Raw genomic sequence first — 16,259 nt, forward strand, 5'->3', positions numbered from 1 at the left:
ATCTCTTTTCGTATCTTTTTATTTTTACATCAATACAGTGATTTTATTCACCAAAAATTATTCAAATACATGGAGATTGTTTTATAATCTTTTGTTCTATGAATATTCCACTCTTTTGGAAACAACTCGGCATAATATGGAGCAGCAAATCGTTCACCGATCAACACTATTACTCCTCGATCTTGTGAAGAACGAATAATGCGTCCTGCAGCCTGTATTACACGAGTCATTCCGGGATTTCGATATGCATATTCAAATCCTTTATGTAAAGTTTTTTGAAAATAATCTTTTATCAATTCTTGCTCGAAATTATAAGAAGGGAGTCCAGGACCGATGATAAAAACACCTATTCCCATATCTCCTTCATAATCGACTCCTTCACTGAAAATCCCTCCATGAACCCCACAAAGTAGGATTCCAAATTTACTACTATTTTTTCTTAAATGCTTCTGACTTTTTTTAAAATTTTGTATTGAAAGCTTAATCAATTGATTTTGAGCACGTTTTTGAAGCAATTTTAACGTTTTTTTACGTTCACGTTCAGTCATATTCCTTCCTTGTTTTATTATTTCTACTGGAAGATTTCTATTTTCTAAAATAGAAAAAACTTGATCTAAATAAGAAAAGCTAGGAAAAAATGCCAAATAGTTTCCTGGATGAATATTCACAGTGGTTATAATTAATTCTGCGATTTTTTGTAGTGAGTTTTTTCGATGTTCATAACGGGTTGACAATCCTGTATAATTCAAGATGAGCATATTTTCTGGAGGAAAGGGAGAAGGATAAATAATTTTTTTTGTTGTTTTTGGTAAACCAAGCATTTTCTGATAATATTCAAATGGTGTTAAAGTGGCAGATTGCATAATCACTGCATAAAATCCCTGTATTTGTTGAGCCAACTTACGATGTGCAGATATGCAAAAAATTTGAAGTCGATACTCTTTTGGATAATATAGTAGTTGGAATTCGGGCTTCTGACGTTCAGATAATAAAGAAGTAAAGAAAGTGAATGAACGAATGAATATTAAAAATGGATTATCAGGTAACAGTGAATGATCGGAATCTTTCGACAATTCTTGCACATATTGATATACTAGCTTGTCTAATGATTTAACCCAACTAGAAAAGCGCTTATTATCAACCTTTACAGGAACCACACGCTGATTAAATCCTGATAATTCATGTTTAAGCATTGAATGCATTTTTTGAAGATAACCTAATATATCTTTCAATTGATCTTCAAGTGTTTTTCTTGTCTCGAATGATATTGGCTGTTCATGAATAAAAACAATTATTTCTTCAATTTCTTCCTTCAATAGGGAGGGAGAATAATACTCCCGAGCTCGATCAGGAAGATTATGCGCTTCATCTACAATTATCAAACAATCATTGTGAATGTCATCAAAATATCTTTGCAGACGAATACGGGGATTAAATACATAATTATAATCACCCACAATTACATCGCACTCTAAAGAAAGATCCAATGCTAACTCAAATGGACAGAGGCGCTCTTTTTTTGCAATTCGTCGAATAAATGGTGCTTCTAAAACAGAATTTTTTAATAAATGTACAACTGCACCAGCAACCTTCTCTTCAGAATAATCCGAAATATAAGGACAGAAATGAGAATCACACAAATAGGTGTCGTTGATGCACATTTTCTCTTTGGCTGTTAGCACAACGGCATGAAATTCGGCCTTTCGTTTACTCATAATTCGCAACGTATCAGCATAGATTTTCTGCTGCGTGGTTTTGGAGGTTACAATAAACAAACGTAAGTTATTTGCAACTGCATGGCGTAGGGCAGGAAATAAAGATCCTGCAGTCTTTCCCAAACCAGTCGGTGCAACCAACATAACGGATTTGCGATCGCTTAGTGCAGAATCAATTTGCTCAATCATTTCTTTTTGATGCGGTCTATAGGTAGAAAAAGGAAAAACAATTGAAGATTCGCGACCACGCATTTGTTCCTTCTTCATTTCGCCTTCTTTCCAAATATTGAGAAGAATATCGCACTGTTTTTCTAAATATTTAGTTTGAGATTCGAATGGAACATCAATAATCTTGATTTGAACACTTCCTACCTCCATAATAACCAATTGGGGCAAAATTTCATGAAAAGGATACTCTTGCTTAAAATAATGAGCATAGAGAAGTAATTGCTGACAATATCCCACAAAAAGCGGTGAATTTAATGAGTATTTCTTGATATTTATAATTGATTTAATTTCTTGCACAATAACCTTTTTTTGCATTATCTGGACAGAATCAGCTCTACCAGTTATAATGAAATGCCAACCCTTATGAAATACTGATAATTTTACAGATTTTTCATTTATAACAGATATTCCTGGAGTTGAATCTAATTTCATGACCAAAGATTGAAACTGTTTGTGTAATTCTTGTCCCTTAATTGCGCGTGATTTCCTGGAAATAAGGGCCACTCTTGGTCGCTCTACTTGTTGTTTAGAAATAAAAACAAGATCTTTCACTGAAAGATAAAATTCTTTTTTTTGTGGATCAGTACGTATACCCATTTTCTGCCAGCTATAATTATTGATAAGGTTATAAATGGAATATTGTTCTTAAGCAGATTGGATGAATAATTTTCTAAATCATACTAATATAGTAATAAAAGCCCTTCTTTTTGAAGAAAGTCTTATAAATTTCTCAAATTTGGAGATAATTGATGAAATCTTTTAAGCATATAATTGTACCATACAACAAACTGAGCCATTTTCGTAATTTTTTTATTATATGACACTTTATCATTTTTAAGGAATAAATGAAAAAAAATTTCAATTTATTCATATCTTGAAAGTTAACAGAAATTTTTGAATCATTTTATCCATGGGAGATTGGTCTAGCTTGGTATGATAGCTGGTTTGGGACCAGCAGGCCGGGTGTTCAAATCACTCATCTCCCACCAATCTTTATTTTTCTTTATTCTACATTTATTTGAAACAATTTTTTTATGACTTTTGATTTTTCATAATTTAATTAAATTCACTTCTAAAGCTTTTCATTACTTATTTCTTACTTCTTCTCTTTTATAGTCGAATTTCTACAATAAATAGAGTAATATCAAAATATAAAGTAAAATCCTTAACTATAATACTATTAGTGCGAATAGGTTTGAAGATAAGATTGAAAAATAATCAAAAACAAAAAATTGACAACTTATTAAGAATTGGGTAATCATTTTCTTTTTTTTCTTTCAGATTTAAATACTGATAAAGGATCTTTATGTTCTTTGTAAATTGCAACGACTTTTTTTAATTCTTCAGGGATCTGAATACCTTGGGGACATTTTTCTATACATACCATGCATTCTACACATAACTGTGCTGCGCCATTATTCGGTTTTTCTGCTAATTCTTCTGGTGTTTGGGCAAAAGAATCAAACCAACTTTTCATCGAATCAGCTGAACCTGTCCATGCAGCTTCATTTAATACCCGCAAATTCATAGGAATATTTACTCCAGAAGGACAGGGCATGCAATATTCACATCTTGTGCATGGAACAGCAAAAAGGTCTTGAAAAGTAGAACGCAGGTTTTCAATAACTTCAAATTCAATGGGGTTCATAGAATTTGGACAAGATTTATCCGCACTAATTACATTTTCTATGAGTTGTTCTTCAGTGTTCATCCCACTTAGAACAACTTTTACTTCTGGATAATTCCAGACAAATTGAAATGCCCATTCGGCGAGAGTTCTATGAATTGGGGCTCCAGCAATAATTTCTAAAGTTTCCTTTGTTTCTCTAACCAATTTTCCACCTAATAATGGTTCCATCACAATTACAGGTATATTCTTAGTTCCAGCATACAGCAATCCTTTTTCAGTAGCTTGTGAATTGATATCCATATAATTAAACTGAATTTGGCAGACATCCCAAGAATATGCATCTAATATCTCGCAAAATACATCATAATTTCCGTGAAAAGAAAATCCAATATAATTAATCAAACCTTCTTCTTTAGCTTTTTCAGCTGCTTTCAACACATTTAAATCTAAAACACGTTGAAATCTCATTTTGTTTAAGGCATGAAGCAGATAAATGTCGATATGATCAGTGTTCAATTTTTCTAACTGTTTTCTTAAATATTTCTCAAAATCTGCAGGCTCTTTATACTCCCAAATCGGAGCTTTAGTAACCAACACCACTTTCTTTCTATATCCATCTTGCAGTGCCTTTCCTACTACATACTCGCTTTCTTTATTATGATACGGCCATGCAGTATCAATGTAATTTATACCCAGATCTATGCCCTTACGTATTAATTTGATTGATTTTGCTTCGTCAATATGTTTTTCATCCCCTTCACCAATTGTGGGCAAACGCATGCAACCAAATCCCAACACTGAACATTTCTTGTTCATCGTCTGTAACATTCGATACTTCATTATAATCATGTTTTAGTAGAAAAAGCAGTTCAAAAATTTTTTGCTTTCAATAAAATAGACATTGAATAGCAAATGTGGAGCACATGGAGCTAAATTCTGACAAAAATTCAATGAAAAAAAGAAAATATGATAAGATCAAATAATTACAATCAAAAATAATTCTTTTAAATAAAAATGTATAAGTACAAATCAGTTAAAGAAAAATAATAATATTTTTATTTAGATCAAAAATTAATTAAAAAACTTATTCGCACCAATTTTTAGTTATTAAATCTGAAATTAATAATTTAATCAAAAATTTCAATATCAAGGTGATATCTCTCTTTTACAAACTTTTCGATTGTTTGGGCAGCCTCCATAATATTTTCAAGGGCACCTGATATAAATTTTCGCATATCAATTACAACTCTTTCACCGAGACGTTTGACAATTAAAATTTCTAACCAATATTTATAGTCTTGTATCTTATGTTTTGCATTAGTATTATTAGCTTTACTGCTATCATCTGTTTCATTAGCGTTTATTATAGATTTTCGAATATATATTTCAAAATTATCGATGTCATCTAATAATATTACATCTTTTGGCATAGCGGATTTAGATTTTTCTAAAAAAATCCCTGCTTTTCCAAATTTAATTCTATCATAAGATCCATACTTTAACACTTGGGATGTAATATAGATTAATCCAGCACCTCCTGTTAATAAAGCCCAAATCTGGAGTTGAGGATTTTTTATAAATATTACAATTAAAGCGACAATGATGATTACTCCAATCGAAGCTAAGTAGTAATTTATATTTTTGAAATGTGAATCAAATGATAAATCTGCTGTTTCAATCTTATTTTCCACGCTGATTACACCAACTTAATTTTCCTAGTGCACCATATGAATATAAAAATTCATAATTTTTCAGTTTTGAGATTCATTTAATTTAGCTCGAAGGCTTTTTTTTTATTTTTAATAACAATAAAAAATATATAGTTAAGTCCGTACTTAATCTTATGAAGATTAATCCTCATACCATTTCCTCTTTCTTTTCGGTGCTTGGAGATGAAACTAGGATCAAAATTTTGCTACTTCTTTTCGTTAGAGAGAGATCTGTTAAAGATATTCAAATGAACATTGGTGAAATAACACTTCCAGGAATAACCTATCAATTAAACATTTTAAAAGAGAACCATTTGGTAAAATTCCAAAAAGATGGACAACATCGATACTATTCACTGGCTGATACTCATGTTTTGCACATATTGGCTGATGCGATTCAACATATCCGTGGAGGAGATGGTTGTGATAAAACACTATCATGTTTGGAAGAACATCTTCACATATTACAAGGAATTGAGATAAAAAATGAATAGACAATTGCATAGTGAGCCGAATGAACATATAGATGGAAATTCACACGAACACTCACTTGAACACTCACACGAACATTCACACGAACATTCACACAAAAATTCACATGGAAATTCACACAGACGTTCGCACGGACATTCGCACGGACATTCACATACTCAAGATTCTGTTGATTCATTAGGATTACCCTTTTTCCTAAATCTTTTCTTTACAATATTTGAATTTGTTGGAGGTTGGTTCACAAACAGTATTGCCATTATAACAGATGCTTTTCATGATTTTGGAGATAGTTTATCATTGGGCTTGTTATACGGCTTGGCAAAATATAGTAAAAGATCGCCCGATCGTCGTTATACTTATGGATACCAGCGTTTTCAGACATTAGGAACAATATTTACTGCAATTTCATTAATTGGAGGCTCTGTATACAGTATATCAGAAGGAGTTAAACGTATATTCGCACCTGAAGAAGTTCTACCAACAGGAATTTTCATTATGGCAATTGTGGGTGTGGCAGTAAATTTCTTTTCAATGTGGCGACTGCGAAAGCGAAGTGGATATTCAGAAAAAATAGTGACACTTCATCTTTTAGAAGATATGATTGGGTGGATTGCAGTCTTAATTACTGGTGGAATTATGATGTTTATCTATATTCCCCTTCTCGATACCATCCTTTCATTTATCTTGGCCGCTTTTATTCTTTATCAAGCTGCTGGTTATTTAATTGAAATTTTTCGCATAATTTTAATGAAAAACCCATTCGACGAAGAATCTGCTGAAATAATTGCAAAGCTTAAGACCATTCCTTTAGTTTCAGATATTCATGACTTTCATATTTGGTCGCTTGATGGAGAAAATCATATAATAACACTTCATGCAGTTACAACATTGTGTAATCCAGAAGAGATAACAACTTTGAGAGAAACTATTCGTAATAAGCTTGCTCCATACAGTCAACATTGCACAATTGAGATAGAACAAGAAGGATATCGATGCATTTTCGTAGATTCATGTTATAATGCTTGTGAAGATGAAGAACCAACAAATCAATTTACAGTTTAAAGATGAAAGTAAAAAATTAAATTTTTTTTCATATTTTTCTTTCCAAAAACCTTTGAATTTTAAATCTTTTAAATGAACACGATTTTTAAAAAAACTTAATTATTTATTTATGAAATTTATGTTATTTATGATTAACATAATCATTTGTTTTTTGTTAAATATATCTAACACAAAATTAGAAATTATGTTAACTATAAATAACACAAAAATAAGAATTATAAAACCAATAAATATTCCGTTTGATTAAAATGATTGAGATCTCAGAATATATGATAAGAGCAAATCCTTGGTGGAAAGATCCATCCAATTTCAATATTGAATTTAAATACAGAGAAATATTTCAAGAAATTGAAAAATTCCTTCCAATGAAGCAGATAATTGCGTTGATCGGTCTTCGTCGTGTTGGGAAGACCATGATAATGAAGAAAATAATCCAAAATGAAATTTCTAAAGGGTTTTCGACTCGGCATATACTGTATTTCTCGTTTGATGAATTTCAAAACAAAAGCTTAGAAATAATTATCTCAGAATTTGAAAATTTAACAGAGATTGATTGTCAAAATGATAAAGTTTTCTTAATCCTGGATGAAATTCAGAAAATGAAAAATTGGGAAAATCAAATTAAAACATTCTACGATCTCTATCCAAATATAAAAATAATTCTATCAGGTTCAGAATCTCTATTTATAAAAAGATCATCAAAAGAAACTTTAGCAGGGCGACTTTTTTTATTTAAGATTGAACAATTATCATTTAGGGAATATTTAGCTTTTAAAGGAAAAAAAGTAGATGATTATTCTCCAATTTCTTTATATTTTAATGATTTACAATCACTATGGCAAGAATTTATGCTGTCACAAGGATTTCCTGAACTTGTGGGAATTACAGATAAAGACATAATAAAAAAATACTTAGAAGAGAGTTTGTTAGAGAAAATTCTGTTTAAAGAAATACCTTACTCTTTCAATATTCGAGATATTTCTCTTTTAGAATCATTACTAAAGTTAATATATTACAACCCAGGTCAAATAATTGAACCAAGTAACTTGGCAGCAGATCTTGGACGAACAAGACAAACAATTTCCCAATACCTTTCATATCTCGAAAATTCCTTCTTAATTAAAAAAATTTACAATTTTTCTCAAGATCAACGAAAAATCGAAAGAAAAAAAAAACGCTATTATCCCAGTATAGCTTCTGTTGATCTTGTTTCTCGTAAAGATATCTTATCAAAATCTAGAGTATTTGAATGGATCATAATTAAATTGCTTCAAGCAGAATTTTTCTGGCGAAATTCACAACAAAATGAAGTTGATGCAATATTAATTAGCAAGAATAAAGAAATTATGCCATTTGAGATAAAATTTGGGAATATTCACACCAAGGGAATAGAAAAATTTATGAAACAATTCAATCTTGATAAAGGATTTATCATATCATGGAAAGAAGAAAGAACAATAGAATTGGCGCAAGATAAGAGCCACAAAAATGGTAAAAAGGAGATATTAATTATTCCAGCAATTAAGTATTTTCTTTTAAAGGATAAATATCATAGTTCTGAATAAATTCTTATTTTGAAATGCAAAAAGGAATTAAAACGAAATGTTTTTTTCATCTTTTCAATTATAGAATGTCATGTACCAATCAAAATCAGTAATAATACGAAATGGAAAGACTTTAATTATTAGGCCAGCAATTTCTGATGATGCTAAAGCAATTCTCGATTATATTAATCAAATTGCTGGTGAATCCGACAACTTAACCTTTGGACCAGGAGAATTTGATAAAACTATCGATGATGAAAGAAAATTCATTTCAAAAATAAATATAACACAGAATAATATCTTTGTAGTGGCATTAATTGATAATGAAATCGTGGCTTTGGCAGATATTCATTGTGGAAATCGACCTCGAACTAAACATACAGGAAATTTGGGAATTTCAGTTAAGAAAAAATACTGGCGTTTGGGAATTGGCGAAGCTTTAATGAAATATTTGATAAAATGGGCATATAATAGCAATATTGTTAAAAAAATCAATTTAGAAGTGCGTGAAGATAATACTGCAGCAATTAATCTCTACAAAAAGATGGGATTTATAGAAGAAGGTCGAATTTCACGTGTTCTTTATATTAAAGGAAAGTTCTATTCAACCATTAGCATGGGCTTAGAAATTGGAGAATAATCTTTATCTTAGAGAGCCCTTTTTTTAATTCTCTACTGATAATACATATAAATTTAGAATTTTCCAAAGAGATTTATGCGGCGTGTAATTAATAATCATATGGTTGAACCCAAAGATGTCTCAGATGTTGACGATATCGGCTTAAGTCGAGATATTTTAAAAAAAATTCATGAAGACGCAGCTAAACTTAATCGATCTATCACTATAATGCATATCTGCGGAACGCATGAATATACAATTGCAAAAAATGGGGTCCGCAGTTTACTTCCTTCTAACATTCGTGTTATTTCTGGTCCTGGCTGCCCTGTTTGTGTGTGCCCTGCATCTGATATTGATATTGCTGTTGAGTTATGTAGGCGTGATAACGTTATTTTAACCACTTTTGGTGATATGATGAGGGTTCCTTCATCAAATTATTCACTTCTTGAACTTAAAGCTCAAGGTGCCCAAGTAGAAGTAGTATATAGCCCTCATGATGCTGTAGAGATGGCCAGACAGAACCCATCAAAAGAAATAGTGTTTTTTGCAATTGGATTTGAAACAACTGCTCCACTAATTGCTTTTGAAATTGCAATGAAACCGCCTAAAAATTTTAGTATTATTTGTGTTTACAAACTTGTACCACCAGCCATGGATGTTATCTTGTCAATTCCTCATTTAAATATTGATGCATTTATTCTTCCAGGTCATGTGTGTGCCATAATTGGGGCAAAACCCTTTGTTCATTATGCATCAATGTATCATTCCCCAATGGTGATAAGTGGATTTGGTGTGAATGATATGCTCATATCAATCCATGGAATTCTTCAACAAATTTTAGAAAATCGAGCAACTGTTGAAAATACATACACACGGGTTGTAAAATATGAAGGAAATATTAAAGCTCAGCAATTTCTATCTCAAGTTTTTCAAGTAAAAGACAGTTTTTGGAGAGGTATAGGCAAAATACCACAAAGTGGATATGAACTACGCAAAGAATATCAAGAATATGATGCAGTGCGTAAATTCGGAATTAAAGTGGAAAGTAACCCTAAAATGCCACTTGGATGTTCATGTAATGAGGTATTAATTGGAAAAATACCACCAAAAGCATGTTCATTATTTGGGAAATCTTGTACTCCACAACACCCGATCGGTCCATGCATGGTTTCCCATGAAGGCGCATGTAAAATTGCATTTACATTTAAAGAATTATAACACGATCAATATATATTGAGAATTCTCAAGAAGTTAATAGGAATTTAAAGATTATTTTAATGAAATTCTTTTTTTTTTGAATCTTTTGCTTCTATAGGGATAAAACCCCATGGATGATCAGCAGGATTTCCCAATCCAAAATAATCATTAGAAATAAAAGCAAGTGTTCTCGACTCTGCTACATTAAGCGAATTTCGACAAATTATGGGTTTTTTACTAAGAATTTCCAAAATACTTTTTATATGAACACCAGATTGGTAAGTTTCTTCAGCCATTAGCTCTGCTACGCGCTGACGTTCCTTTGAATAATTTGGTAACAGCAAATATTGCTGAAATTTTGCATCAATAAAGGTATTTGAGGTAACAAACCAGGATTCTATATCATATCGATTATGTTCTTGAGGTAGTGTTTCACATACTACTAATTGCCGAAAATCACCAATCATTAAGTTGTATCCATTAGAAGCAGGTTGTTGATAAGCCATTTTATATGCAGATTCAGTATCAAAGCAATATGTGAAGATAAGACGAGCTAAAACACCAGAAGGAATAGTATACCCTGCAGAAACGGTAGATTTAACAACATTTATACATGTACGGAGTCCCCATTCATTCAAACCAGTTGGCAATGCTAACATGCCTCCCATCCTTAAACTAAAAATGCGTGGATGATGAGCCACCTTATGCAACACAAAAGAAAGGGTTGGTTTGAAAGTAAGGTTGAAATCAAAGTTCTGACCAATGAAAATAGAAGGTTGCTCAATTATTTGCTTATTTTGATAAAATCCAATAGATGTACAACCAAACTCGTAATCTTGAGGAATTTTCGCACCGAATGGAATCAATTCTCCATAAACAATATCAATAAAGCAATTCTGTAAAAAAACATCTTCAAAGGTAATACCTTTGAGTGCGTCAGCCATTCCTTGAACTTCATCTATAAAAGTACCGATTTTTTCACTGTCCCTCAAATATTCATCTGGAATAGAATTTTCATATTCGTGCGCCATTTCTAAGAATCGATTATAATCATAGCCAGAATGTCGGGTTTTTGCAGCAATTGCCTTTATTATAATTTTTAAAGCGCGAATTTTAGAACCTAATTCCGTTCCTTCAATAAGACCAAGAGAATAATAATCAGATGCTTTAATTTCCAAATATTTTTGACTATTGCTCTCGTGCCATTCTGCAGAATTGTGTTTTTCTTTAGAAGATAAAAAAGATTTAATAAGCAGTTGATTTAATTGCGCGTGAGTATGCCGCCATCCTCTACGAAAATGACGTTTTCTTATCCGAGGTGGCTTTTCGGCTTTTTTACGCATCTAATCACCTTACATATCTCTTTTTTTTGTTTATTTGATTTTATATTTTTTATTTTAAAATTTTTTAATTTCTGAATTATCTTTTTTCAAAATTATCTATTTCATAATATTTTTGAAAGAGTTCAGCAAATATCTTCACCAGATTATCACATATTTCCCTCATTTCTTTAGTCAAATTAAAATCATAAAAGGGAATATTTGGATTTGCTTCTTTTTCATCCAAATCATAGATATCTTCTTTAAATAAAGAGTAATGATCTAAAAATTCTAAAGAATAAGGCTTAATACCTAATAATTTCATTTGAATCTCTGGAATATATTGTCGACATCTATCTACAAACACAGGAAGTGGCATACTGTGGGATGAAATTGGCAAATAGTTTTGCATTCGTGATTCTTCAAATAAATCTACAGTTCCGGCAGGTGCAGGTAAATCAATGACATCCAAAATCAACATGAATTCGGGTTGAAATTGAATAATTTCATCCAACCGTTCTTCTGGAGTAATACCCCCATTTATTATTGCAATCTTGGAATATTTGTTATATTCATCAAGATAAAAACTAATATACTGTCCTGCACCATCATCTCCCATCCTATTCTCTCCGATTCCTAGTAACAAAAACTTGGGCTTGTTCTCGAATATAGAAGATAATTCTTGGCGAATGTGGGAATATTTTTCAGATATATCCATAGTTAATTTTAAGGTTATGCCATTAATAAAAATGCGGTTATCTGATAATAAAACAAGATATTAAGAAAATTTTTTCATGAGTTAACTTTATCTCTATTATTAACATAAGGTGTAAAAAACTTGGAAAAACAAAAAATAGACGAGATTGTTCAACTCGGACATGGGGGTGGTGGAATTATGCAAGACCACCTTATTCATTTTATTACTGATAGAATCCTCATTAAGAAAATTGATAATGGAATTGGTGTTGATTCATATGATGATGGTGCGACTATTCCTTTAAAAAATTCAACTGAAGAGATTGTGATCACCGCAGATGGTCACACAGTAGAACCACTTTTCTTTCCTGGAGGAGATTTGGGAAGTTTATCTGTGGCTGGCACAGTAAATGATTTATTAATGATGGGAGCCCATCCATTAGCAATAACATCAACAATATTCATTGAAGAAGGAACAAAATTTAGATTACTGGATAAAATAATCAAATCATTTAATCAGACTGCAAAACAGGCAAATGTTGCAATTATAGCGGGAGATACTAAAGTATTACCTAAAGGTGCGTTAAAAGATATTATTATTGCAACAACTGGAATTGGAATAAAACCTAAAAATCGCCATATTTTTGATGCAAATTGCAAACCAGGATCAAAAATAATTCTTACGGGCAGCATTGGGGACCATGGAGCAGCCCTTATTGCACAACGGCAAAATTTTGCATTGGAAACACCTCTTGAATCAGATGAACGTTGTCTTATTGATCTTCTTCCCATTATTGAAACAACTTCAGGTATTCAAGCCATGAAAGATCCTACACGTGGAGGATTAGCAGCAGCATTAAATGAGTGGGCATATAAATCGAATGTAAGTATTTGGATTGAACAGAATAAAATCCCCATAAAAAGGGAAGTTCAATCTATTGCAGACATTCTTGGCTTAGAACCACTAGAAATCGCAAATGAAGGAAAAGCTATCATCTGTGTAGAAGCAGAATACGCTGAAGAAGTCCTTACAAAATTACAGCAAACAACTTCAGGACGTGATGCTGTATTGATTGGAGAAGTTAAAGCAGAGAAACCAGGTATGGTAATTATGGAAACCCCATTAGGGGGTAAACGTATTGTAGAGAAACCCATGGGCGAACTAATACCCCGTATTTGTTGAGTGTGAATAGAATACTATGAGCACAAAAGCATTTTCACAAGCAGATTTTGTTGATATTGTAATTTCAGGGATAGTACAAGGTGTTGGATTTCGACCCTTTCTTTTTAATTTTCTTTCAAAATATCCAATTGCAGGAACGATTCAGAATACTGGCAATCTTGGGATTACATTACATTTAAAACGATTGAATAAAAATGTTCAATTTGAAGAATTATTCCAAAACCTTAAGAAAAATATTCCACCAATTGCTTTTATCGAACAGATTAAACTGATGGAAGCAGTTCCACATCCAAATATTGATTACTCACAATTAAAAATTATTCCAAGCAACCCCGGAACAGGAAAAGGATTGACTTTACCTCCAGATATCGCAATTTGTACATCTTGTCTAAAAGAATTCAAAAATTCCATATCTACTAGATTTTATGAATACCCTTTTATTGCTTGTGCAGAATGCGGACCTAGGTTTACAATTATGCGCGCACTCCCCTATGATAGAGAAAATAGCACGGTGGATATATTCTCTTTTTGTGATTTTTGCAACAAAATATATAATGATCCAGATAATCGAAGATTTCATGCACAAACTTTCAATTGTACTGAATGTGGTCCATTCTATTATCATTATTTTCCCAATACTCCAATCGTAAAGATCTCGCAACAAAAAATAATGGATGAAATTGTGGAGCATATTAAAAACTCGAAGATAATTGCTTTAAAAGGAATCGGCGGGGTTAATTTAATTTGTCGTGCAGATGATAAAAATGCTATTGCTTCTCTAAGAGAACGAAAGCGGGATCGCAAATTTAAACCGTTTGCAGTCATGTTTCCCAATGAATCAACAATTCACAAATATTTTAATGTTTCATCTTCATCTTTACAAGCACTTAGATCTTTTCGACGACCAATCGTATTACTACCTAAATTATCATTAAATACACAGACACATCATCTTCCTGAAAATATTGCTCCAGGTTTGCCAAATATTGGAGTAATTCTTCCTTATATGGGAATTCATTATTATATATTTGAAAAGATAGGAAATATCCCTCTGATTTTCACAAGTGGTAATGTAAGTTCACATCCAATGGCTATTACAAATGAAGAAATAATTCAAGAGATAGGAATACTTGCGGATGAAATTTATCTTCATAACCGGGAAATTTATCAGCGTTGTGATGACTCGGTTATCCGGCCTGTAATGAACCACCATCTTTTAATTAGAAGATCGAGAGGATATGTCCCAGAATACTTTAAATTACCCTTTCCAACAAAAAAAGGAAGTATTTTAGCACTTGGTGCAGAATTAAACAGCACTGGAGCAATTTCAAGGGGAGACCGTATATTTCCCACTCAACATATTGGTAATGTAAATAATTTGGCAACTTTTGAGTTTTTAGATAAAGCTCTCTCACATATGCAAAATTTACTACAGATAAACCCAGATGAAATCCACACCATTGTTCATGACCTTCATCCATTGTTTCAATCCACTAAATTAGCAAAAATTTACCATAATAAACTGAGTAATTCAATAATTTCAGTGCAACATCACCACGCACATTTGGCTTCATTAATGGTTGATCACAAATTACCTCTTAATGAAGAAATAGTCGTAATTGCTGCTGATGGAATTGGATATGGCATAGATGGCAATGCATGGGGGGGAGAAATACTTCTTGGAGGTTATCTTTCTGTTTCTCGAATGGCTTGGATAAATCCAATTCCAATGATCGGTGGAGATCTCTGCGCGAAATACCCAGATAGAATGTTAATGTCGCTTATCTTGAATGTAGCTGCTAAAAGGGGAGAACTTGATAATTTAAATAAATGGGAATCCCGTTTTCCTTTCTCACATTTTCTTTCACATGGAACTATGGAAGCAAAATATATATTTCGACAAATTGAACAAATTCACCAAACAAATAAGAATAAAACTCAAGATTTCAGAAAAGTACCACTTACTTCCAGTTTTGGTCGCTGCCTTGACGCTATTGCCGCTGGATTCGATGTTTGCCACTTAAGAACATACCGCGGAGAACCGGCTATGCGTTTAGAAGGTTTCATTTGGGATAAAAACGAAGGACATGCAAAGAATTTCGATTTTCTTCAAGATCTTTCTAAATATACAGATGGGAATAAATTAAATATAGATGAAATGATTTACGATACAATGTTGTTCGTCTGGAGTCAAAAAAATAAGTTACATGAAGCAGATAAAAGAAAAATTGCTCGATATCTGGTTGAAATGATTGCTCGTATTTTTGCTCGAAAGGCAACCAAAATAGCCTTATCCAAAGGTATAAATAAAATAGGATTTACCGGAGGAGTTGCTTATAATGAAATTATTACCCGAATATTAAATGAAGAAATATTAAAAGCAGGTCTGGAATTTTTGATGCATAGGATGGTTCCACCTGGAGATGCAGGAATTTCTGTTGGTCAAATAGCTATTGCTGCGGCAAAATACCAAAAAAAATGAAATTAGTAAATTTAGATCGAATTTAATAAAAAAGAATCAATATAAATCAACATAAATCAGATAAAATCAAATATAATCAAGCTGAATTAATTAAAATCAGACATAATTTGATTTATCTATAAGACCATCAGAGATCATATTTCGCCAAAGCGCAATGGATTCCGCCGCGGCCTCTTGGCTGATTGTTTCAATAGCATAGCCCGCATGGACAATTACATAATCGCCCACTTTTACTCGGGGTAACAAGGCAGTAACTATCTTTTTTTGGGTACCATCAAAATCCGCAAGCGCACTTGTACCTTCTAGTGTTAAAATTTTCCCGGGAATAGCTAAACACATATTATATCAAATGTTACTATATATGATCTCTATTAAAAATTAGG

Annotated in this window: 13 protein-coding genes and 1 tRNA gene; 8 read left to right on the forward strand and 6 right to left on the reverse strand. The window is 32.1% G+C overall.

What is annotated here, in order from left to right:
• Positions 1-47: 47 nt before the first annotated feature.
• Entirely contained in the window at positions 48-2,540 is a 2,493-nt protein-coding gene (locus tag ACXLDF_RS12650; RefSeq protein ID WP_457558897.1) for an ATP-dependent DNA helicase, read from the reverse strand.
• A gap of 315 nt (positions 2,541-2,855) precedes the next feature.
• Between ACXLDF_RS12650 and ACXLDF_RS12655 the strand changes: the two genes are divergently transcribed.
• Positions 2,856-2,932 (forward strand) — tRNA-Pro (locus tag ACXLDF_RS12655).
• A gap of 269 nt (positions 2,933-3,201) precedes the next feature.
• On the opposite strand, the gene ACXLDF_RS12660 is transcribed toward ACXLDF_RS12655, so the two are convergent.
• Both ACXLDF_RS12660 and ACXLDF_RS12665 read right to left on the reverse strand, forming a co-directional pair.
• Positions 3,202-4,422 (reverse strand): aldo/keto reductase, encoded by a 1,221-nt coding sequence (locus ACXLDF_RS12660; RefSeq protein WP_457558898.1) that lies wholly within the window; start codon positions 4,420-4,422, stop codon positions 3,202-3,204.
• A 278-nt stretch (positions 4,423-4,700) separates the two neighbouring features.
• The gene (locus ACXLDF_RS12665; protein WP_457558899.1) at positions 4,701-5,264 is read right to left on the reverse strand and encodes a hypothetical protein; all 564 of its coding nucleotides are present in this window, start codon (positions 5,262-5,264) and stop codon (positions 4,701-4,703) included.
• Positions 5,265-5,416: 152 nt separating this feature from the next.
• Here ACXLDF_RS12665 and ACXLDF_RS12670 point away from each other — a divergent pair, with 152 nt between their 5' ends.
• From ACXLDF_RS12670 to hypD, 5 genes are all read left to right on the forward strand, one after another.
• Positions 5,417-5,776, forward strand: a complete 360-nt coding sequence (locus tag ACXLDF_RS12670; RefSeq protein ID WP_457558900.1) for an ArsR/SmtB family transcription factor — start codon at positions 5,417-5,419, stop codon at positions 5,774-5,776.
• Positions 5,769-6,836 carry a cation diffusion facilitator family transporter gene (locus tag ACXLDF_RS12675; RefSeq protein ID WP_457558901.1) on the forward strand — a complete coding sequence of 356 codons (1,068 nt, stop codon included), beginning with the start codon at positions 5,769-5,771 and terminating at the stop codon, positions 6,834-6,836. The genes ACXLDF_RS12670 and ACXLDF_RS12675 overlap by 8 nt, the downstream gene beginning before the upstream one ends.
• Positions 6,837-7,084: 248 nt before the next feature.
• Positions 7,085-8,401 (forward strand): ATP-binding protein, encoded by a 1,317-nt coding sequence (locus ACXLDF_RS12680; RefSeq protein ID WP_457558902.1) that lies wholly within the window; start codon positions 7,085-7,087, stop codon positions 8,399-8,401.
• Positions 8,402-8,471: 70 nt separating this feature from the next.
• The gene (locus ACXLDF_RS12685) at positions 8,472-9,020 is read left to right on the forward strand and encodes a GNAT family N-acetyltransferase (RefSeq protein WP_457558903.1); all 549 of its coding nucleotides are present in this window, start codon (positions 8,472-8,474) and stop codon (positions 9,018-9,020) included.
• A 75-nt stretch (positions 9,021-9,095) separates the two neighbouring features.
• On the forward strand, positions 9,096-10,217 hold the full coding sequence (hypD, locus tag ACXLDF_RS12690; RefSeq protein WP_457558904.1) for a hydrogenase formation protein HypD: 1,122 nt from the start codon (positions 9,096-9,098) through the stop codon (positions 10,215-10,217).
• Positions 10,218-10,273: 56 nt separating this feature from the next.
• On the opposite strand, the gene ACXLDF_RS12695 is transcribed toward hypD, so the two are convergent.
• Both ACXLDF_RS12695 and ACXLDF_RS12700 read right to left on the reverse strand, forming a co-directional pair.
• Positions 10,274-11,539, reverse strand: a complete 1,266-nt coding sequence (locus tag ACXLDF_RS12695; protein ID WP_457558905.1) for a C45 family autoproteolytic acyltransferase/hydrolase — start codon at positions 11,537-11,539, stop codon at positions 10,274-10,276.
• A gap of 76 nt (positions 11,540-11,615) precedes the next feature.
• Complete coding sequence (locus ACXLDF_RS12700) at positions 11,616-12,233, reverse strand: hydrogenase maturation protease (protein ID WP_457558906.1); 618 nt, start codon at positions 12,231-12,233, stop codon at positions 11,616-11,618.
• A 120-nt stretch (positions 12,234-12,353) separates the two neighbouring features.
• Here ACXLDF_RS12700 and hypE point away from each other — a divergent pair, with 120 nt between their 5' ends.
• Positions 12,354-13,394: a hydrogenase expression/formation protein HypE gene (gene hypE / locus ACXLDF_RS12705; RefSeq protein WP_457558907.1), complete on the forward strand. Its 1,041-nt coding sequence runs from the start codon at positions 12,354-12,356 to the stop codon at positions 13,392-13,394.
• 16 nt (positions 13,395-13,410) lie between these two features.
• Positions 13,411-15,876, forward strand: coding sequence for a carbamoyltransferase HypF (gene hypF / locus ACXLDF_RS12710; RefSeq protein ID WP_457558908.1), 2,466 nt, complete (start codon positions 13,411-13,413; stop codon positions 15,874-15,876).
• A gap of 96 nt (positions 15,877-15,972) precedes the next feature.
• Here the strand turns inward: hypF and ACXLDF_RS12715 are convergent, their stop codons facing one another.
• Positions 15,973-16,215, reverse strand: a complete 243-nt coding sequence (locus tag ACXLDF_RS12715) for a HypC/HybG/HupF family hydrogenase formation chaperone (protein ID WP_457558909.1) — start codon at positions 16,213-16,215, stop codon at positions 15,973-15,975.
• Positions 16,216-16,259: the final 44 nt, after the last annotated feature.

The sequence above is a fragment of the Candidatus Harpocratesius sp. genome (assembly GCF_054039255.1).